Below are 21,094 nucleotides of genomic sequence, written 5' to 3' on the forward strand. Positions count from 1 at the left end.
CTAACCGGTTAAGTCAAATCTTTTCAGTCAGCCCTTCACTGTTTCACTAAAAATTACACAGTATTCCGAGCTATCCTTTGTCTAAGATAGGGATTGAAGGCTTAAAATAACAAATATAAATTATTTTAATGTTAGGTAATTGTGCAGAAAGCAGGGGATTTTAAACGTATTAACCTGAAAATCACAATCGATCAATTTTTTCGAAAGCGTGATTTTTTTGGATTTCTGGCTGAATTATACGTATATAATAAAAATTAATATTTTATACCGAGTTTCTTCCGGCATTGATGATGCCAAAGGATGACCGTACAATCAATCGCTCCAGTACTTCTTTGTTTTCGATCGTTTTTCCTTCCCGGAGCCTGGCCAGCACATATTGCTGGATGGTTGTCAGGGGAAGAACGATCTTTTCCCGCATTTGAATCGAAAGCTGGTCGACCGGGTAGGGGGCCATCAACTCGTTGTTTTTCGTGAGCTTGGCCAGGTATTTCACCGTCCGTTCATATTCCTCGTAAATTTTCAGCCACAGTTCGCCAAACTCCGGATCCTGCGCCAGGTAAGCGGTAAGCGGGAAAAAGGATTTTTTCATGGCCATTTCGCAGTTGTCGATGATAGTGCGGAAGTAAAGCGATTGCTGGTAGATAGTGGCCACTTCTCCAAGTTTTCCTTCTTTTTCCAGTGCTTCGAGTGCCATACCGACGCCATAAAAGCCCGGCACATTCTGTTTAAGCTGGCTCCAGGCACCAACAAACGGAATGGCACGAAGGTCATTGAGTGAAAGGCGTGAGGCCTTGCCGCGTTTCGACGGCCGGCTGCTGATATTGGTCTCGCTGTAGTAATTCAGCGGACTGACCTGGGTGAGATAGGGCAGGAATTGAGGATGGCCTTTCAGTTCCCGGTACGACTGGTAGCTTTTATCGGCCAGTTCCTGCAGAACCCGCAGGTGGCCGGGTGTCAGGTGGAATGTCGTTTCCGGAAACAAGCTGTTGCTGATGCCAGCGTGCAGCAATTGCTCGATGTTGAACTGCGCCGCTTCCCGTGTGCCAAAATTCGAGCTCACTGTTTGCCCCTGGATCGTCAGCTGCAACTCCTTGGTTGAGATCCGGTTGCCGATCGATGCATAATACTTGTGGGTTTTGCCGCCACCACGTGCCGGCGGACCACCCCGTCCATCAAAGAAAACAACGTCGATGCCGTAGTCCTTGGAAATGGCTGTCAGTTCTGCCTTGGCTTTGTAAATGCTCCAGTTGGCCATGAAGTAGCCGCCATCCTTTGTTCCATCCGAAAAGCCCACCATGATGGTTTGCTTGTTTCCTCTTTGCTGCAGGTGGTTTTTATACGCTTCATTGGTATACAGTGTCCGCATGATGCCTGCGGCATTGGTCAGGTCATCGATCGTTTCGAACAACGGTACAATGTCTACGGAAATCTCTCCTTTCTTCCAGCCGGCGAGAAGGAGGAGGCCATACACTTCCAGTACATTCAGGGCGCTGTTGCACTGGCTGATAATGTAGCGGCTGGCCCCTTCCCGTCCGTTCAACTGCTGTATGGTGGCGATGGCTTGCATGGAACGCAATGTGTCCTGCACCAGGCCTTCGTATTTTGCTGGGTCGGCTTTCGCCGTGATCGCTGTTAGTGCGGCGATTTTTTCCTCTTCGGAAAGATCGCTGTAGTGAGAAGGAAGAACCTGCTCTTTTTCAGCGATTGTTTCCAATGCAGTGCCGTGCACCGTACTTTCCTGCCGTACGTCGAGCGATGCGAAATGCAGCCCGAAAACCTGTACTTTGTAAATGAAGTCATTGAGCAAATGCAGGAAGAGGCTGTTGTGCTGGTAAACCAGGATTTCTTTGATCTGGAAAAGGTATTGCAGGATCTCTTGTTTCGATAGCTCTGTGATGTTGTCGGGGATGAAAATGTTGTTGTAAAGCTTTTCTTCCAGTTCGGTAAGGATGGTGTCGATGCCTTTGAACGTGAGTCTTCGTTTTAACCGGCGCACATCGAGGTAATAGCATTTAATGATGCTGGAGCGCAGGGCTCCCGCCACTTTCAGCGTGGTTTCGGTTGTTACATTCGGGTTGCCATCCCTGTCGCCGCCCGGCCAGAAGCCCATTTTGATGATCGGATTTTTTTCCAGGTCGATGTTGTGAAACTGGCTTTTCAGGTTAGAAATGATCTTGCCGACAGCGTTGTAAAATATATTTTCAAGATACCACACAAGGCTGACCGCTTCGTCGTACGGCGTCGGCCGTTCTTTTTTAAACAGGGGCGTTTTGCCCAATTGCTGGAGGTAGGAGTTGATAAGCGGTGTATTGTTCTCCTTCAGGGCTTTGGACAGATCGTTGATGATGCCCAGCACGGTGCCGGGATAAAACTGTGTCGGGTGTGCCGTCAGGACTGGCATGACCACGAAGTCGTTGAGTTTTTCTGCCAGGGCTGCTTCCATGCCTTGTTGCACCACCTTGCTTTCCAGGTGTTTCATGGTACCCACGCCCATCATGTCGTGAATTTCACGGAAGGCCGCGTCCTCAAGGGCATCAAACAACACCACCTGCCGCTCGGCATATTGAATAAAGCGAAAGAGAAGATCAGTCTGCTCGGCCTCGTTTTTTACCGACGTGTACTTTTCAAAAAATTGCTCGATGATTTCTTTCGGGCTTTGCTTCTTTTTATAGCCTTCTTCACAATGGTTTAAAAACAGCGACAACATGACGCCGGTCTTCTCAATGCGGTGAAAGGGAAGAGACGTGAAAAGGCTGTTGTACAACTGGAATTTTAACGCGACAAAACTTTTGAAATGCTCCAACTGGCGACTGAAAACTGAATTCATGCATGAATGATTACAAAGTGGGCAATGAAAGGACTTGTGTGAAGGTAGGAGAAAGCATTGCACTTCCCCGCACTTTCACTCGTTCGTGAAGCAAGCAACTGTTGGCGTCCGGTGTTTTTACCGAAGATTGGCAAACTGACGGGTTGTATGCAGGCCCTGATTCTGCCTGTCAATCTTTGGTCGATGCCACGATGATTGTTCGTGGCATTGGCCGGTTTAAATTACTTGTCCCAACGCAGGAAATAACCGGGCCGGGAGCACATATTTCATCTTTTCGAACATCACTCAAGTTGGCATCAATTTGGCAAAATCCTTTTCTGTAGCGGCTTTCGTTGAAAATATTTTATGACAGCCAAGAAAATCCACACCGTCTGCACATTTGGCAAAACGCGGTTTTCCTGCGTATTTTTTGGTTATTTTCACCGGAGTTGCTTGCGGATGTGAAAGTCTCATAATCTAATCATTTAATTGAACGCGCTATGGCAAGCAATGCTGGACTCTATTCACCGCTATTTGAACACGATGCCTGTGGCATTGGCTTTGTCGCCAATATCAAGGGCAACAAGTCTCACCAGATCATTTCTGATGCGTTGACGATCCTGGAAAACATGGAGCACCGTGGTGCCTGTGGCTGCGAGAACAATTCAGGCGACGGCGCCGGCATTTTACTGCAAATGCCGCACGAATTTTTCTTCGACGAATGCTTAAAACTGGGTGTTCACCTTCCGCCATTTGGCCGCTATGGCGTTGGCGTGTTATTCCTTCCCAAAGACATTCGGCTGCGGGAAGAGTGTCGCGACATTCTCAACCGGTGTGCGGAAAAGCTGGGTCTCGAGATCCTGTTGTACCGCAAGGTGCCGGTGAATGCCGATGATGTTGGCCTGACGGCGTTGTCTGTGGAGCCGGAGATCGAACAGGTCTTTGTTGCCTGTCCTGATAATATTACCAACCCGGAAGAATTTGAGCGCAAACTTTTTTTGTTGCGCAATTATGCGTCGCACACCGTTGCGGATACAGTCAAGAAAGATGCGATCGGTTTTTACTTCGCTTCCTTTTCATACAAGACCATTGTTTACAAAGGACAATTGACCAGTAACCAGGTTCGTGGCTACTATCCCGATCTGAATAACAAGCGCCTCGTATCGGCCTTTGGCCTGGTGCACTCGCGTTTTGCCACCAATACATTTCCTTCCTGGAAACTGGCGCAGCCGTTTCGCTTTATTGCACACAACGGCGAGATCAATACCCTGCAAGGCAACCTGAACTGGTTGAAGACAAGCGAACACAATTTTACCTCAGCCTATTTTACCAAAGAAGAAATTGAGTTGCTTACACCCATTGTCACGGGCGGACAATCGGACAGTGCCTGCCTCGATAACATGGTGGAACTGCTTACACTTTGCGGTCGATCGTTGCCGCATGTAATGATGATGCTGATACCGGAAGCCTGGGATGACAACGATCTCATGGACCCGGTGAAAAAAGCGTTTTATGAGTTTCATGCTTCGTTTATGGAGCCCTGGGACGGACCGGCATCCATTTCATTTACCGATGGAAAAATTATCGGCGCCACGCTCGACCGTAATGGCCTTCGACCGTCGCGCTATTGCGTTACAACCGACGACCGTGTGATCATGGCTTCCGAGACCGGTGCGCTTCCGATTCACCCGCGGTTGATAAAAGAAACCGGTCGCCTGCAACCCGGTAAAATGTTCGTGGTCGACATCGAGCAGGGGAGAATTATTTCCGATGAGGAGCTGAAGCAGTCCATCTGCTCGCAAAAGCCGTATGCGGAATGGTTAAATAAATACAAGATCCGCCTGGAAGAACTGCCCGACCCGCGGGTGATGTTCACCGATCTGCACCACGAACAGGTACACCAGTATCAAAAAGCATTTGGTTATTCGAAAGAAGACCTTGAAACGATCATTGCCCCGATGGCGATCGACGGAAAAGAACCGATTGGTTCAATGGGTTCCGATGTGCCGCTTGCCGTGTTGAGCGATCAGCCGCAGCACATTTCTTCTTACTTCAAACAGCTTTTTGCACAGGTAACCAACCCACCGATCGATCCCATTCGCGAACGCATGGTCATGTCGCTGGCCACCTTTGTCGGTAACAACGGGAACCTGCTCACTGAAGACCCGCTTGCCTGTCACAGCGTAGCCTTGAAACAACCGGTCCTGACCAACTTCGAACTGGAAAAGATCCGGAGCATCGATACCGGTATTTTCCAGGCAAAAACCTTGCAGTGTTATTTCCGTGCGGACGGCAAAAACGGTTCGTTGAAAAAGGGGCTGGAGCGTCTTTGCCGCTACGCTGTCGACGCTGTGGAAGATGGTTTTGAAGTGTTGATCCTTTCCGACCGCGCCATCGACAGCGAGCATGCAGCCATTCCTTCGCTGCTGGCAACGGCTGCTGTGCATCACCACCTGATCCGCAAAGGACTGCGCGGGCAGGTCGGCATTGTGGTGGAAGCCGGTGACGTATGGGAAGTGCATCATTTTGCCTGTCTCATCGGGTTTGGCGCTACGGCGATCAATCCTTACCTGGCGCTTCACTCCGTAAAAGAATTAAAAAACAACAGCCTGCTGAAAGGCCTGGAGTTCGACGAAGAAAAGCTTCGCAAAAACTATATCAAGGCGGTAAACGATGGCTTGCTAAAAGTGTTTTCAAAAATGGGAATTTCCACCCTGCAGTCTTACCAGGGTGCGCAGATTTTCGAGATCATCGGAATTAACAAAGCCGTTGTTGACCAATGTTTCACCGGCGCCATTTCCCGCATTGAAGGCATGGGGCTCGATGAAATCGCCAGGGAAGCCCTGGCAAAACACCAATTTGCTTTTGCAAAAAGAAGCGTGCCGTTCGACCGGTTGCCGGTCGGTGGCATTTATCAATGGAAACGGAAAGGGGAATTCCACCTTTTCAACCCGCAAACCATTCACTTGTTGCAGTATGCCACGAGCATGAACGATTACCCGACGTTCAAAAAATATTCAAAGATTGTCAATGAGCAGGACCAGAAAGCCTGTACGCTGCGCAGTCTTTTCCAGTTCAAGCGCAACCGGCCTTCCATTTCGATCGACCAGGTAGAGCCGGTAGAAACCATCATGAAGCGCTTTGCGACGGGTGCGATGAGCTTTGGTTCCATTTCGCACGAAGCGCATTCCACGTTGGCCATTGCCATGAACCGCATCGGTGCCAAGAGCAACACGGGTGAAGGCGGTGAAGACGAAATGCGCTACCAGCCCCTGGCCAATGGCGACAGCATGCGTTCCGCCATCAAGCAGGTAGCCTCCGCACGGTTTGGTGTGACGAGCTATTATCTCACCATGGCCGATGAACTGCAGATCAAAATGGCCCAGGGTGCCAAGCCTGGCGAAGGCGGTCAGCTGCCTGGACATAAAGTGGACGAGTGGATCGGGAAAGTGCGTCACTCCACACCTGGTGTTGGCCTCATCTCGCCACCGCCACACCACGATATTTATTCCATCGAAGACCTGGCGCAACTGATCTTCGATTTAAAGAATGCCAACCGCGCAGCCCGTATCAGTGTGAAGCTGGTATCGAAAGCCGGCGTGGGCACCATTGCAGCCGGTGTTGCCAAGGCAAAGGCCGATGTGGTGCTGATCTCGGGCCACGATGGTGGCACCGGCGCATCGCCGATCAGCTCTATCAAACATGCAGGTTTGCCATGGGAACTGGGTCTTGCCGAAACGCACCAGACACTGGTGAAAAACAAGCTGCGCAACCGGGTCGTTGTTCAATCCGACGGCCAGCTACGCACAGGTCGCGACATTGCCATTGCCACCCTGCTCGGCGCGGAGGAATGGGGCATCGCCACTGCGGCACTCGTTGTGGAAGGCTGTATCATGATGCGCAAATGCCACGAGAATACCTGCCCGGTTGGGATAGCCACGCAAAATCCTGAGCTGCGCAAACGGTTCAAAGGAAATCCCGACCACGTGGTGAACTACTTCCGGATGGTGGTGCAGGAGTTCCGCGAGATCATGGCCGAACTGGGTTTCCGCACGGTGAACGAAATGGTGGGACAGGTCGACTGCCTCGAATCCAAGCCCGATATCAAACATTGGAAATACAGCAAGCTCGATCTTTCACCGATCCTTTTCAAAGAGCCCAATTCCTTGTACACCGGCTTGTACAAACAGCAGGAGCAGGATCATGGCATCGACAAAGTACTGGATTGGAAATTGCTTGAAGCCGCCAAGCCGGCCTTGGAAAACGGGGAGAAAGTCACCGGTACCTTCCATCTTTTAAACATCGACCGCACCGTCGGTACCATTCTCTCCAATGAAATATCGAAGCGGTATGGCAATGCCGGCTTACCCGATGATACCATTCACTTCAAATTCACCGGCACGGCAGGGCAGAGTTATGCAGCCTTCAATACCAAAGGCGTGACGCTCGAACTGGAAGGCGATGCCAATGACTATTTCGGCAAGGGCCTGTCCGGTGCACGATTGATTGCCTACCCGTCGGTCAGGGCCAATTATGTTCCCGAAGAAAATATCATTATCGGCAACGTGGCGTTCTATGGCGCCACATCGGGAAATGCCTATATCCGCGGCAAGGCCGGCGAACGGTTCTGCGTTCGGAACTCCGGTGCCAACGCGGTGGTTGAAGGCGTGGGTGATCATGGTTGCGAATACATGACCGGTGGTCGCGTCGTCATCCTGGGCGACACTGGCAGAAACTTCGCTGCGGGCATGAGCGGCGGTATTGCGTATGTGTACGACGTCAAAGGGGCCTTCCACTCGCTTTGTAACAAAGAGATGGTAGACCTTGACCCCGTGAGCAGCGAAGACGCCGGCGAATTACGGCAGATGATCGAAGCGCATTTCACCTACACGCACAGCACCGTTGCCCGGTTCGTGCTGAACGATTTTGAAAACCAGCTGAAAAATTTTGTGAAGGTGTTTCCGAAAGATTACAAAAAGGTTTTACAGGCAAAAAAACTGGACGCTGTACCGACACGGTAAGCTTAATTGAACCACGGAGAAACGGGATCATACAGAATCAAGGCGGACTCCGGAAGCACAGTGTCTCTGTGAAACTATGCTTCAAACCGTCAAACATCGAACCTCAAATCAAACATACGACATGGGTAAGGCTACAGGTTTTTTAGAGTTCACAAGAGAGTACCCGGCAAAGCGTCCGGTGGCTGAACGGGTGAACGATTACAATGAATTTGTGGAGCGCTTTGGCGACGAAGAGCTCAATCACCAGGCAGCCCGTTGCATGAACTGCGGCATTCCTTTTTGTCATAGCGGGTGCCCGCTGGGAAACATCATTCCCGAGTTCAACGATGCTGTTTATCGCAAGGATTGGGAAGAAGCCTACGCGATCCTTTCGTCAACGAACAACTTTCCCGAATTCACGGGACGCATCTGCCCGGCACCGTGCGAAAGTGCCTGCGTGCTGGGGATTAACCAGCCGCCGGTGACCATTGAGGAAATTGAAAAACACATCATCGAAATCGCGTTCGATAAAGGCTTTGTCAAGCCGCAGAAACCGGCCTATCGCACCGGGAAAAAAGTGGCGGTGATCGGTTCCGGTCCGGCAGGACTGGCGGCTGCGGCACAATTGAATTATGCCGGTCATTCGGTTACCGTGTTTGAACGGGCGGCAAATCCCGGCGGCTTGCTGCGGTACGGGATTCCTGATTTCAAGCTGGAAAAATGGGTGGTGGAAAGACGCGTTGCACTGTTGGAGGAAGAAGGAATTGTTTTCCGCTGCAATGCCAATGTCGGAGTTAATGTCTCGATCAACGACATCCTGCGGGAATTTAATGCGATCGTTCTTGCCGGTGGTTCCACCATTCCGCGCAACCTCGATATACCGGGCCGTGAACTGAAAGGCGTGCACTTTGCCATGGACTTCTTAACGCAGCAGAACAAGCGTGTGAATAACGAACCGTTTGGGGAAGAAGACATTTTTGCCTCCGGCAAGAACGTGGTGGTGATTGGCGGCGGCGACACCGGTAGCGACTGTGTGGGAACCTCCAACCGTCATGGTGCAAAATCCATCACGCAGTTTGAATTGCTTCCCCGTCCGCCCAAGGATAGAACGGCCCTCATGCCCTGGCCAACTTACCCGATGCTGGAAAAGTTTACATCCTCGCACGAAGAAGGCGCACAGCGGCATTGGGCAATTGCCACCAAGGAATTTATCGGCGACGGCAACGGCAACCTGAAGGCGCTGAAAGTGGTGGACCTTGAATGGAAGACCGGGCCGGACGGACGACATACGCAGTTTGTAGAACGACCAGGTTCCGAGAGGGAACTGCCCTGCGAACTGGCCTTGCTGGCGATGGGTTTTGTGCATCCGCAGCACCAGGGGTTGATCAACGAGTTGGAAGTGGAGCGTGATGAACGGGGCAACGTAAAAGCGCCGGAAAGCACGTACAAAACCAACATCCCGAAAATCTTTGCTGCCGGTGATCTGCGCCGTGGTCAGTCGCTGGTGGTGTGGGCGATCAGTGAAGGCCGTGAGTGCGCCAGGGCGGTTGACGAATATCTCACCGGTAAACCTTCCGTTCTTGAAAGCAAGGACAAATCGGCTGTACTGATCGGATAAATTTTATTCGACCCTGTTCTTTTTAGTTGTTAGTCCCGCCTTTACCGGCGGGATTTTTTTGTTGGGAGAAATGGCATCGCTGCTGTTGATCGATCCGGTGTCACCCGGCGCAGGTTTTTGATTAGCGGATTGCGCCGGGTGGATCTGGTGAAACGAAAGAGATTGCGTTTGTTTTACCGGTGCAGCTGCAGCGAACCTTCAAGCAACAGCACTTTCAGTGCTTCGTCATCGGGTTTCATCCGGATGCTTTTTTTCGGTTGATCCAGCAAAACGGCAATGCTTTCCGGTACAGGGATCGTTTGTCCCGTCACCGGTTCAATCACGTCGTAAAATTTTACCGGATGCGCCGTTTCCAGGAAGTAACCTTTTGCACCATCATGCGACGACAGGTAACGCTGCAGCGCAATAAAACCAACCGCACCATGCGGATCCAAAAGGTAGTGGTATTTTTCCTGCACGTCTTTGATCACCGTTTTCGTTTCATCGTCGGAAATGCTATAGGCCGTCAGGATATTTTTCAGGGAAGGCAACTGGTTCCCGAACAGCTCCATGATGCGAACAAAATTGCTTGGGTTGCCAACGTCCATGGCATTGGAAAGCGTCGACACCGATGCCTTCGCAGTATATGTACCGCTTTCCAGGAATTGCAGCACCGTATCGTTGGCGTTGCAGGCGGCGACAAAATGCTGTGCCGGCAACCCGGAACAATAGGCCAGCAGACCGGCGCAGATGTTGCCGAAGTTTCCGCTGGGTACGCTGATCACGGGTGGATTGCCTTTGTCCTTCCATTGCTGGTAAGCGAAAAAATAATAGAGTTGCTGCGGCAGCCACCGCGCTACGTTGATCGAGTTAGCTGAGGTGAGAAAGAGGCTTTTTTTCAGTTCTTCATCCATGAAGGCATTCTTCACCATTTGCTGGCAGTCGTCGAAGGTGCCATCTACTTCGATGGCGGTGATGTTCTTTCCCAATGTTGTCAGCTGGACTTCCTGTGTCCGGCTAACCTTGCCGGATGGGTAAAGAATGACTACGTTGACGCCTTCCACACCATAAAAACCGTTGGCCACGGCGCCACCCGTGTCGCCGGACGTTGCAACCAGTACGGTCACTTCTTTGTCCCTGTTCTTTACAAAATGCCCCAGGCAGCGACTCATGAACCGGGCTCCCACATCTTTGAAGGCGAGGGTCGGACCATGAAACAGTTCAAGCGTGGAGATAGCGGGAGTAACCGGTACGAGCGGAAATGGAAAGTTGATGGTTTCTGAAACGATCGTTTGCAGATCCGTGTCGCTGATGCTGTCGCCGACATAGGGCTTCATGACGGTAAAGGCAAGTTCCTCCTTGGACAGCGTGTCGATCGAATCGAGAAAGCCGCTGGGCAGTTGCGGAATCGTTTCGGGAAAATAAAGGCCCTTGTCCGGTGCCTGTCCCTGGATGGCAGCCTCGCTGAAACTGGCCCGCAGGGACTTATTGTTGGTGCTATAGTACTTCATGTTGATGTTGATTGATAAGAGAACAGCCTTGCTGGTTAAGGGTGGTGACGTAGGTGTAATAATCCAGTCCTAACTGGTCGTAGGTTTCCTTCATGATTCCTTCGACAGTCCGTGCCGTTTTTTCGTCTTTGCTGAGCATAAAAAGCGAGGGACCGGAACCGGAAATGCCACCGCCCAGTGCGCCGGCTTCCTTGCACTGCGTTTTGACGCGGTCGAATCCCGGTATCAGGATGCTGCGCACCGGCTCGATGATGATGTCTTCGAGGGAACGTCCAATGAGGTCGTAGTCTTCTTTTAAAAAGCCGGTAACGAGGCCTGCAATGTTGCCCCATTGCCGGATGGCATCTTTCAGCAACACTTCCTTGCGGAGGATCTGCCTGGCATCGGAGGTCTTTACTTCAATTTGCGGATGTACAACCGTTACAAACAGCGGGGGCGAAGAAATGGAAACGATGTCCAGGGGAAAGATGCAGCGGATCAGCGTAATGCCGCCATAGATGCCCGGCGCCACGTTATCGGCATGTTTAACACCGGATGCTACCTTTTCGCCAAACATGGCAAACTGCACCATTTCCTCTTTGCTGAAGCGATTGCCAAGGAGGTGATTGGCTGCCACCACAACGCCGCTGGCACTTGCCGCACTGGAGCCGAGCCCACTTCCCGGTTTGATGTTTTTTTTGATGCGCACATCAAAGCCGATTTCTTCGTCTGTCGCTTTTAGGATTTCCAATAGCGGCGCACCGGCCGTGTTCAGCGCCGGGTCTTTGGGAAGCGGGTAGCCGTCCGTGCTTTCAATAACAACTTTTCGTTCACTGAGCAGCCGGATTTCCATTTCGTCGTACGGTTCGTGCAGGCACATGCCCAGCACATCAAAACCACAGACAAGATTGGCAACGGTAGCGGGTGATTTAATTTTGACTGATTTCATGGGTTAAGCTCTTAACGTTCTGATGATATCGGCAAACACACCCGATGCCGTGACTTCCGCACCGGCGCCGGCTCCTTTTACCACCATCGGCTGATCGGTGTAGCGGTTGGTGTAAAAGGTTACGATGTTGTCTTTGCCATACAGGTGATAAAAATCGTGGGCCGGGTCGATGTGCTTCAGGCCAACGGCCGCTTTGCCGTTTTCATAGGTGGCAACAAATTTCAACTTCTTGCCGGCCGCGGCAGCTTCTGCATACAGGGCCTTGAAGTGCGCTTCCTGCCGCTCCATTTCTGCATAAAAATCTTCCACGCTTCCCTGCATGCAGCTCTCAGGCATGAAGGTTTGATTGGTGATCGCTTCCATCTCCAGCGGTTCGCCGGCTTCACGGGCCAGGATCATGATCTTGCGCATCACGTCTTTGCCACTCAGGTCCAGCCGCGGATCGGGTTCCGTATAGCCTTCGGCCTGTGCCTGGCGCACCACCTCGGCAAAGCTTCTTTCGCCGTTGTAATTGTTGAACACAAAGTTCAGCGTGCCGCTCAGCACCGCTTCGATTTTCGTGATGCGGTCGCCGCTGCGCAGCAGGTCGTTCAGCGTGCCGATGATGGGCAGGCTGGCGCCCACGTTGGTCTCGAACAGGAAGGATACGTTGTGATCCCTTGCCGATTCTTTGAGCTGTCTGTAATAGTTGTACGAAGAGGAGCAGGCAATTTTGTTGCAGGCTACGATGGCAATACTTTTTTCGAACACCTTGTCATAGGACATGGCCACCGACTCGTTTGCCGTGATGTCAACAAAAACGGAATTGCGCAGGTTTTTCTGCTGCATGATCTCGATAAAACGCTGCAGGTCGGACGGCTCGCCTTCGGCCAGCTTGTCTTTCCATTGCTGCAAATTGATTCCGTCATCGTTAAAGGCCATCGTGCGGCTGTTGGCCAGGCCAACGACGCGAACCTGCAGCAAAAGGTTTTTTTGCAGGTACGCCTGTTGCTGTGCAATCTGTGCCAGCAGGCGGCTTCCCACGTTCCCGGTGCCGGCAATGAAAAGGTTGACCTGCTTATATGTGGTTTCAAAAAATTCCTCGTGCAAAACGTTCAGCGCTTTCTTGATATCGACGGTGGCCACCACGGCAGAAATGTTCCGCTCTGAAGAACCCTGCGCAATCGCCCTGACATTGACGCCGTTCCGGCCCAGTGTGCTGAACATGCGGCCGCTGATGCCGGGATGGCTTTTCATTTTATCGCCCACAAGGGCAACGATCGACAGGTCTTTCTCCACCACCAGCGGGTTGACCTTTTCCCGTTCGATTTCAAAACTGAAGGCCTGGTCGATGACGGCTTTTGCCCGCCCGGCGAGGTGATCGTCCACACCCACGCAAATCGAATGTTCGGACGATGCCTGCGTGATCAGGATAACATTGATATTATTCGCCGCAAGGGCTTCGAACAAACGTTTTGAGAAGCCGGGTATGCCCACCATGCCGCTGCCTTCCAGCGAAAGCAGGGCCAGTTTTGCCATGCTGGAAATACCGGTGATGATCTCGCCATCGCGGTGCGTGGCGTGGATCAGCGTGCCTTCATCATCGGGGTGGAATGTGTTCTTGATCCACACGGGAATGTTTTCCTTCATCAGGGGTTGGATGGTTGGAGGGTAGACCACCTTGGCGCCAAAATGCGAAAGTTCCATCGCCTCGTGGTATGAGATGCGGTTAATAGCTTTTGCATTCGCAACCATGCGGGGATCGGCAGTCATCATGCCCGATACATCGGTCCAGATCTCCACCACGCCGGCTCCCAGTGCCGCACCGGCAATGGCTGCCGTATAGTCCGAACCGCCCCGGCCCAGGGTTGTGGTATTGCCTTTGTCGTCCGACGCAATAAAGCCGGGAAGCACAAAAAGGTTCGCCGTTGCATTGGAAAAATGGTCTCGGAACGCTTTTTCCGTGGTTTCAAAATCAACCGCCGCTTTGGTGAAATCGGAATTGGTCCGGATCAGTTTTCGCGAATCCACCCATTGACTGTTCAGACCTTCGGTATTGAAGTAGGCCGAGATGATCTGGGACGAGATCAACTCGCCGTAACTGAGAATGCGGTCTTTTGTCCGTTCGGTAAAATCCTGCAGCAGGAAGATGCCGTTGCAGATGTCTTCCACTTCGTTGAACTGCTGCATCACGAAACTCAATACGCTGCTTTGGTTATTCAGCGGGAGCAGGTCTTTGACGGCGGTGAGGTGGCGCTCGGTAATTTTTTGAAGCGTGGTTTTGTAACAGCTTTCGCCGCGGGAGGCCAGCAAGCCGCATTCCAGCATCTGGTCGGTAACCCCGCCCAGTGCCGACACAACGACGACGGTTTTGCCGGCTCTTTTGGATAGAACAATGTCTTTTATTTTTTTAATGTTGGCGGCATTGGCAACGGACGTGCCGCCAAATTTTAGAACCTGCATGGTAAGAACAAATTTTAGATGGGTGAAATGAAATAGAACTGTTGTCGTTGGTGGTAGCGTGAACGCCCAGGTGGCAATATGGTCTTATCAATCCGCTGTTAGCGGATTGTGGTAATCGTATTCGTCGTGGACTGTGTGGCCACTGCGGAAACGTTTGTATGGAGTGAAGACTGTATCACGGAATTCTATAGGAGCACAAAATAAGGGAAGAAGTCAAATAAACAAAATCAATATTCCGAATCTTCTTTGCTGGCTAAAACAGGCTTTGTGTTCTTCCTTGCCAGTGATTTTGCTAGGACCGGGACGCGGCAAATCGCATGGGCAACTCTTGGTCATGCGGACTGTTTGGCTACCTTTAGCGCATGAATTGCCTGATCGTTGACGACAACAAAATTGCCCGGGCCACCCTGCAACAACTGGCTTCGCAACTCCATGACCTGACCGTAGTAGGTGAGTGCGACAATGCAATGGATGCTTACAATTTCCTGCAGCAGGAGCCGGTAGACCTGGTCCTGCTCGATATCGAGATGCCGGGGATGTCGGGACTGGAGCTCACAAAAAACCTGGGAAAAAACCGTCCTCTGATCGTATTTACAACCTCGAAGAAAGATTATGCGGCCGAGGCCTTCGATTTGAACGTGGCCGATTTTCTTGTCAAACCGATCACACCGGCGCGGTTTATCCAGGCCATCGAAAAAGCAAAAGAAATCCAGGCCAGTCAACGCGAAGAGATCAGCGTGGCAAAGGACGAATTCATCTTTATTCGCGACTCCAACATCGTCCGCAGGCTGAAGCTCAATGACATTCTCTATGCTGAAGCCATGGGCGACTATGTAAAGCTGCACACGCCACAGCGGTTTTATGCCATTCATTCCACGCTGAAAGCGGTGGAAGACCGTTTGCCTGCATCGAGTTTTTTCCGGGTGCATCGATCCTATCTGGTTGCGATTGATAAGATCGATACGATCCAGAACGGTGTCGTTTTTATCGGGAATAAGTCCATTCCTGTTGCCGATGCCTACCGCGGTGCATTGAATAAGCGAATGAACATCCTGTAGGCCGACTCTCCTTGTTATTGCTGTTTTTCTGCTCTTGGCGCCAGCCGCATCGCGGATTCAAATGGCGTGATTCCTCATGACAGCTTGCGTTTCTGTGTTCGGCGATACCAAATGCCCTGTAGCCGATTGCCGTTCGGGCATCGCCTGCCTTTCATCCTAGTTTTGTCTACATACTTTATAGAAACACCTATTTTCTATAAGCAGTTAGTCTTGGTTTACGGCCCCTGTTTCCACAGGGGCCTCATTTAAAAAATGATGAAAACACTATTGACGATATTGTTTTTTGTAGATACGCTGGTGTTGATCACGCTGTCGTTTCTTCTCCTGCAAACGCTGGATTCCGGCGCGGGGTTGGGGCGACTCATCTTCCTCCTGACTGGCTGTGCAGGATGTATCATTCTGCTGGTCTACCTGCTTCTGCGCTACATGAATCTACCGCCCGATAAAAAAACACGTTCCTTTTTTGAGTAAGATTGTGCCGAGATTCGATTGAATGGGCAATAAACGCATCCTGTATTTTCTCCTTGGCGCTTACCTGGTGGGTAACCTGCTGCTTATTTTTATTCAATACAACTGGGCCAAAAATATCAACACCCTGATCGGCGGAAACGAAAAGCTGGTCAGCGAATTCACCGTTTCCGGCGAACTGACCGAACTTGAACGTGATATCCTGGCCGTGGAAAGCCGCATCCGGGGCACCGTCAATACACGTGATACAGCGTTTATTAATGGACTGGAGGCGCAGATCGTGGCCGTAGAAGCCGGGATCGACCGGCTGAAAAACACCTCTGATAATGACAGTTCCATTCAATACATTGCCATCCTCGACCGCCTGGTGCACGACAAACTGGTCCATAGCCGGAATATTTTGAACACCTATTACGGCTCGGGGAAAACAGCTGCGGAAAGCGTGATCGCTACCCGGAAAGGCAAAGAACTGACCGATTCGATCATGATCATGGCCCGTACCATTGAGCTGGCGAGGCAGCGGCACTTGTCCGCAGTAACGTCTACGATTGATACAAGTGGTGCCAATGCCCTGCATTTGGGAATTATCCTGATCACCACCGTGCTCACCTGCGGTGCCTTTGTCTTTTGGTATATCATCAATACCATCCGGCGGCAAAACGGCCTGATTTACCAACTCAATGTTTCGGAAAAGAAAGTGCGGGAAGTGGCCAGGGTTAAAGAAAACTTTCTCGCCAACATGAGCCACGAGATCAGAACTCCAATGAATGCCATTCTTGGCTATACCAACCTGCTGCGGCGGAAACCGGAGCTCGACACAGAGTCGCAGCAATATGTACAAACGATTCAGCGCTCGGGTGAAAACCTTCTTACCATCATCAACGAAATTCTCGATCTCTCCAAGATCGAAGCGGGTATGATGCGAATCGAATCCGCACCGTTTTCGCTTCGCGGCCTGCTGCATTCGGTGGAGGCCATGTTTCGGCCAAAAGCCGTCGCAAAAGGGCTCGACTTGCAGACAGAAGTGGCAATTGATGTACCGGACAGCCTCGAAGGCGATGCCGTTCGGCTGACGCAGGTGCTGGTGAACCTGGTGGGTAATGCGGTAAAATTTACCGGCGAAGGACAAATCCGCATGGCTGTACGAAAAGAAAGCGAAAGTGGTGATACGGTGATGGTCGACATCGCGGTGGCCGACACCGGTATCGGCATTGAAAAGGAAAAGCTGGCGACCGTCTTTGAACGATTCCAGCAGGCGGAGGATTCCGTCACCCGTAAATATGGCGGCACCGGCCTGGGGCTCGCTATCGCCAAAGACCTGGTGGAATTGCAGGGCGGCACGATCAGCGTGGAGAGCGAAGCGGGAAAAGGCACGACGTTCCGCGTGCGCCTTCCCTACAAACGATCGTTGCACTTGCAACCGATGCCCGCAACGGTGGAAAGAATGTCGCTCGCCGCGCCCCGGTTCCCGCACACAGCCGTATTGGTGGTCGAAGACAACGAGATCAACCGGGGCCTGTTGCGAACGCTTTTACGGCAATGGCAGGTGCAATGCGACTTCGCCGGCAATGGAAAAGAAGCCATTCAAAAATTGGAAAGACAGAAGTTCGACCTCGTGCTGATGGATATTCAAATGCCCGAGATGGACGGCTACACAGCCACGCAAGCGATTCGGACAGAACTGGGCCTGCAAATACCCATCATTGCCATGACCGCGCATGCAATGGCCGGTGAAAGGGAAAAATGCCTTGGTTACGGCATGAACGACTATCTCTCCAAGCCGGTTCGCGAAGAACAGTTGCAAAAGATTTTGCTGCGCTTTGCAGCGCAAAACAATCCTGTGCATCAGACTTCACCGGATGTGAAAAACAGCGCTGTGGACTTCCGGTATATAGACCTGTCCTACATGAAAGAAGTGAGCGGCGGAAATGCAGCCTACGAAAAGCTGGTGACGGAGCAGTTTCTCGAACTGCTGCCAGCCGACCTGGCAACGATCGAAAAGGCCTGGCACGAAAAAGAGATTTCCCTTCTCCGTCGCACAGCCCACAACATGAAGACAACCATTTCCGTCATGGGATTGAACGACCGGCTGCAAACAGATCTCGACGGCCTTGAGTTGGAAGACCTTACCGAAGAAAGCTTTTGGCGCCACTTCACGGCGGTGAAAACCGTTTGTGAGGCCTCGCTGCAGGAAGCGGAAGCTTTTCATTCGCTGCTTGCCTAAACGTGTTGCAGCAGCGCCGGTAAGCAAGGTTGTTGTCAACGACCACCCATGCCTTTCCGGCGATCCGGCCGGTGTGATTTGTCGGGGAACGAGTAGTTTAGGTAAGCAGTCGCATGGTGCGATTGCCGCTTGCAAAAACAAAAAAGCATTCGCTATGAAAAAGTTTTTAATTGCCGTTGTTGCTCTGGTAGGATGGAGCATTGCCGGCCATGCACAAACGACCGCCAGTCCAAAAACGACGGCCCCTGTCACCAAAGTAAAAGTAAAGACAACGCAAACCCATGCAGAAAAGGCCGTGACGCTGCCCGCCAAGGCAACGGCAGCGACAGTGCCGGCAAAACCGCAAACGGCCGCAGGTGCACCGAAGAAGGCCGACGGAACTCCCGACATGCGTTACAAGTCGAACAAAGAAGCCGCCAAGGCAACGCCGAAGCTGAAAAAAGATGGCACGCCGGACAAGCGGTACAAGGAAAACAAAAAGCAATAAGGTCACTTTTCTCCTTTATGGTGAACGAGAGCTTCGCACTGCGGGGCTCTTTTTTTGCGACATGATTTTCGACGCAGGCGTGCCATGAGGTGACAATGGTGTTGGCTGAAAGGCAGCGGGTGCAAAAAAGCCTTTATCTTTCAGCCTCTATTGTCATGGAAAAACCGGTCATCGTCATTAAAATAGGATCGTCTACCATTGCGGGCCCCGACGGCAACCTGGACACCGCTGTTATTGAAAAAATCGCTGCCGAAGTTGCGCAGCTCTCCCGCCAGTACCGGCCCATCCTGGTTTCGAGTGGTGCCGTGAGCAGCGGGAAGTCTTCGCTCAAAAACTACCGCGGTAAACTGGTGGAGCGCAAAGCCGCCGCTGCGATCGGCAACCCGATCCTGATAGCCGCCTACAGTCGTTATTTTGCGGCCTACCAGATCCGCGTGGCGCAGGCCCTTTTCGAGCGGCATCATTTTTCCAACAGAAGCCAGTTCCTGCAACTAAAGGAAACCATCACCGAATTGTGGAAAAACGATATTCTTACGATCGTCAATGAAAATGATTTCGTCAGCAATCACGAATTGAAATTTTCCGACAACGACGAGCTGGCAACGCTGATCGCCGTGGCCTTTAATGCCGACACGCTGCTCCTGTGCACCAGTTCGGGCGGCTTCCTGAACGACCGGGGAGAGATCATTCCGAAGGTGCAGTCGATCGACAGCGATCTCCTGCGTTTTTTGACAGATGAAAAATCAAAACACGGTACGGGAGGCATGGCCTCGAAACTGTCATTTACCAAACTGGCAACAACGCTGGGGATCCGGGTGGTGATGTGTGGCATAGCGGGTGAGTCTTCGTTTTTACAGGCGTTGGAAGGAGGGCAGGGAACAACGTTTCAGCCCAAATCCTCCACGCTCAAAGACCGGCAGAAATGGCTGGCCAGTGGGTCCGTCACAATCGGGTCCGTACAGATCGACGACGGTGCCTACCAGGCTTTATGCGACCGCAAAAGTTTGCTCGCCATCGGAATTACAAAAGTGCAGCGGCCGTTTTCGGAAGGAGAGGTGGTGGAACTGGTCAGTGCCAGCGGCGATATTGCCGGTGTGGCCAGGATGAAGCTTTCGTCTGCCCTGCTGGAAGAAAGCGGCAAGCAGCGTAACCTGATGGCCGCCCATGCCGACGATATTGTGATGTTTTAAAAAAGATTTATGCAAAATGTTGAGCGCATCCTAAAGGCAACCTACGAATCGTCGTTTGCGTTGCAGGCAGCCGGTAACAGCACCATCAAAAAAGTTTTGCTGCGGATGGCTGCTTTGCTTGAAGAAAATACTGCAGCGATCATCCGGGCCAACCAAAAAGACCTGTCCCGCCAGGCACCCGGTGATCCAAAGAATGACCGGTTACTCCTGAACGAGACACGGATCCGAAACATTGCCAAAGCCATCCGCGTGATTGCATCCCTGCCATGTCCGGCCGGCAGGTTGGTGGAGGAAAAGGTGCTGGCAAACGGCCTGAAACTTCAAAAGATAACTGCACCACTTGGCGTGGTCGGCGCGATTTACGAATCGCGGCCAAATGTGACGTTTGACATCGCAGCCCTTTGCCTGCGCAGCAAGAATGCCTGCCTGCTGAAAGGGTCGCGGGATGCCGAAGAAACGAATAAGGCTTCCGTTGCCCTGATTAAAAAAGCGCTGAAAGAAGCCGGCCTGCCGGCAGCGTGTGTGAGTTTGCTGCCATCCGAACGCGACGTGCTCGACCAGGTGTTTACGGCTACCCGTTATGTTGATGTCATCATCCCGCGGGGGTCTGCAGGACTGATCGCCCATGTGCGCAAAAACAGCCTGGTGCCTGTTATCGAAACCGGTGCCGGCGTTGTTCATATCTACGTGGAGAAACAGGCCGACTTGCAAAAAGCAACAAACATCGTGGTGAATGCGAAAGTCTCCCGTCCTTCGGTTTGCAACGCGGTTGATACGATCCTGGTGGATAAAGAAATCGCCCAGCCCTTCCTCGAACGGTTGTTGCCGCAATTCATGCAACATGGCGTGGAGATTTATGCAGAACCCAAGGCGTATGCCTTGCTGAAGGAATATCCGCATCTGAAAAAAGCAACCAAAGAAATTTTCGCACAGGAGCACCTAAGCCTGAAATGTTCCGTTAAACTGGTGAGCAGTATGGACGAAGCGCTGGAGCACATCCGCGAATATTCGACCCGCCATTCGGAAGCCATCGTTTCGGAAAACAAAAAGCGCTGCGCGGCGTTCATCAACCAGGTGGATGCGGCGGTCGTGTACACGAATGCCTCCACCCGCTTTACCGATGGAGAGGAGTTTGGGCTGGGAGCGGAGATCGGTATCTCCACCCAGAAACTGCATGCAAGAGGACCCTTTGCACTGGAAAAACTGGTTACGGAAAAATGGGTGGCGCAGGGCAGCGGGCAGGTAAGAACCTGAATGGTGTTGGTTGGCTGGTAGACTAAAAACTGCTCATCGACTATCGTAGGGTTAGGAAATTTTCCCGGTACGTTTTTCCTAAGCGGCGTAAAAAAGAAAACCATTACATTTATTCCCTTTTAAATTCTC

At 51.8% G+C, this 21,094-nt stretch carries 13 protein-coding genes; 8 read left to right on the top strand and 5 right to left on the bottom strand.

The window, feature by feature from the left end; genetic code table 11:
* Positions 1–262: 262 nt before the first annotated feature.
* On the bottom strand, positions 263–2,827 hold the full coding sequence (locus D6024_RS10560) for a phosphoenolpyruvate carboxylase (protein WP_121354553.1): 2,565 nt from the start codon (positions 2,825–2,827) through the stop codon (positions 263–265).
* A gap of 285 nt (positions 2,828–3,112) precedes the next feature.
* Positions 3,113–3,280, bottom strand: coding sequence for a hypothetical protein (locus D6024_RS26660; protein ID WP_162944685.1), 168 nt, complete (start codon positions 3,278–3,280; stop codon positions 3,113–3,115).
* 26 nt (positions 3,281–3,306) lie between these two features.
* On the opposite strand from D6024_RS26660, the gene gltB reads away from it, so the two are divergent.
* Both gltB and D6024_RS10570 read left to right on the top strand, forming a co-directional pair.
* Positions 3,307–7,827, top strand: coding sequence for a glutamate synthase large subunit (gene gltB, locus D6024_RS10565; protein ID WP_121354554.1), 4,521 nt, complete (start codon positions 3,307–3,309; stop codon positions 7,825–7,827).
* Between the two features lie 121 nt (positions 7,828–7,948).
* On the top strand, positions 7,949–9,424 hold the full coding sequence (locus tag D6024_RS10570) for a glutamate synthase subunit beta (protein ID WP_121354555.1): 1,476 nt from the start codon (positions 7,949–7,951) through the stop codon (positions 9,422–9,424).
* A 173-nt stretch (positions 9,425–9,597) separates the two neighbouring features.
* Here D6024_RS10570 and thrC read toward each other — a convergent pair whose 3' ends face one another.
* From thrC to thrA, 3 genes are read right to left on the bottom strand one after another with little or no spacing between them, the layout of a single operon-like run.
* Complete coding sequence (gene thrC, locus D6024_RS10575) at positions 9,598–10,914, bottom strand: threonine synthase (protein ID WP_121354556.1); 1,317 nt, start codon at positions 10,912–10,914, stop codon at positions 9,598–9,600.
* The gene (locus D6024_RS10580) at positions 10,901–11,842 is read right to left on the bottom strand and encodes a homoserine kinase (protein ID WP_121354557.1); all 942 of its coding nucleotides are present in this window, start codon (positions 11,840–11,842) and stop codon (positions 10,901–10,903) included. Before D6024_RS10580 ends, thrC begins: the two co-directional genes overlap by 14 nt.
* Positions 11,843–11,845: 3 nt before the next feature.
* Positions 11,846–14,284 carry a bifunctional aspartate kinase/homoserine dehydrogenase I gene (gene thrA, locus D6024_RS10585; RefSeq protein ID WP_121354558.1) on the bottom strand — a complete coding sequence of 813 codons (2,439 nt, stop codon included), beginning with the start codon at positions 14,282–14,284 and terminating at the stop codon, positions 11,846–11,848.
* Positions 14,285–14,646: 362 nt separating this feature from the next.
* Here thrA and D6024_RS10590 point away from each other — a divergent pair, with 362 nt between their 5' ends.
* From D6024_RS10590 to D6024_RS10615, 6 genes are all read left to right on the top strand, one after another.
* Positions 14,647–15,342 (top strand): LytR/AlgR family response regulator transcription factor, encoded by a 696-nt coding sequence (locus D6024_RS10590; RefSeq protein ID WP_121354559.1) that lies wholly within the window; start codon positions 14,647–14,649, stop codon positions 15,340–15,342.
* A gap of 252 nt (positions 15,343–15,594) precedes the next feature.
* A complete protein-coding gene (locus D6024_RS10595; protein ID WP_162944687.1) occupies positions 15,595–15,813 on the top strand; it encodes a hypothetical protein in 219 nt (72 codons plus the stop codon).
* 22 nt (positions 15,814–15,835) lie between these two features.
* Entirely contained in the window at positions 15,836–18,034 is a 2,199-nt protein-coding gene (locus D6024_RS10600) for a response regulator (protein ID WP_121354561.1), read from the top strand.
* 154 nt (positions 18,035–18,188) lie between these two features.
* Positions 18,189–18,521 carry a hypothetical protein gene (locus tag D6024_RS10605; RefSeq protein WP_121354562.1) on the top strand — a complete coding sequence of 111 codons (333 nt, stop codon included), beginning with the start codon at positions 18,189–18,191 and terminating at the stop codon, positions 18,519–18,521.
* 155 nt (positions 18,522–18,676) lie between these two features.
* Positions 18,677–19,711, top strand: coding sequence for a glutamate 5-kinase (gene proB / locus D6024_RS10610; RefSeq protein ID WP_121354563.1), 1,035 nt, complete (start codon positions 18,677–18,679; stop codon positions 19,709–19,711).
* Between the two features lie 9 nt (positions 19,712–19,720).
* A complete protein-coding gene (locus tag D6024_RS10615) occupies positions 19,721–20,965 on the top strand; it encodes a glutamate-5-semialdehyde dehydrogenase (protein WP_121354564.1) in 1,245 nt (414 codons plus the stop codon).
* Positions 20,966–21,094 lie beyond the last annotated feature (129 nt).

The sequence above is a fragment of the Flavisolibacter nicotianae genome (assembly GCF_003628535.1).
GTDB classification, from domain to species: Bacteria; Bacteroidota; Bacteroidia; order Chitinophagales; family Chitinophagaceae; genus Flavisolibacter; species Flavisolibacter nicotianae.

Bases quoted from the DNA above. Each gene is read 5' to 3' on its own strand.
- D6024_RS10560 (WP_121354553.1), bottom strand. From the start codon at position 2,827: ATGAATTCAGTTTTCAGTCGCCAGTTGGAGCATTTCAAAAGTTTTGTC.
- D6024_RS26660 (WP_162944685.1), bottom strand. From the start codon at position 3,280: ATGAGACTTTCACATCCGCAAGCAACTCCGGTGAAAATAACCAAAAAA.
- gltB (WP_121354554.1), top strand. From the start codon at position 3,307: ATGGCAAGCAATGCTGGACTCTATTCACCGCTATTTGAACACGATGCC.
- D6024_RS10570 (WP_121354555.1), top strand. From the start codon at position 7,949: ATGGGTAAGGCTACAGGTTTTTTAGAGTTCACAAGAGAGTACCCGGCA.
- thrC (WP_121354556.1), bottom strand. From the start codon at position 10,914: ATGAAGTACTATAGCACCAACAATAAGTCCCTGCGGGCCAGTTTCAGC.
- D6024_RS10580 (WP_121354557.1), bottom strand. From the start codon at position 11,842: ATGAAATCAGTCAAAATTAAATCACCCGCTACCGTTGCCAATCTTGTC.
- thrA (WP_121354558.1), bottom strand. From the start codon at position 14,284: ATGCAGGTTCTAAAATTTGGCGGCACGTCCGTTGCCAATGCCGCCAAC.
- D6024_RS10590 (WP_121354559.1), top strand. From the start codon at position 14,647: ATGAATTGCCTGATCGTTGACGACAACAAAATTGCCCGGGCCACCCTG.
- D6024_RS10595 (WP_162944687.1), top strand. From the start codon at position 15,595: ATGATGAAAACACTATTGACGATATTGTTTTTTGTAGATACGCTGGTG.
- D6024_RS10600 (WP_121354561.1), top strand. From the start codon at position 15,836: ATGGGCAATAAACGCATCCTGTATTTTCTCCTTGGCGCTTACCTGGTG.
- D6024_RS10605 (WP_121354562.1), top strand. From the start codon at position 18,189: ATGAAAAAGTTTTTAATTGCCGTTGTTGCTCTGGTAGGATGGAGCATT.
- proB (WP_121354563.1), top strand. From the start codon at position 18,677: ATGGAAAAACCGGTCATCGTCATTAAAATAGGATCGTCTACCATTGCG.
- D6024_RS10615 (WP_121354564.1), top strand. From the start codon at position 19,721: ATGCAAAATGTTGAGCGCATCCTAAAGGCAACCTACGAATCGTCGTTT.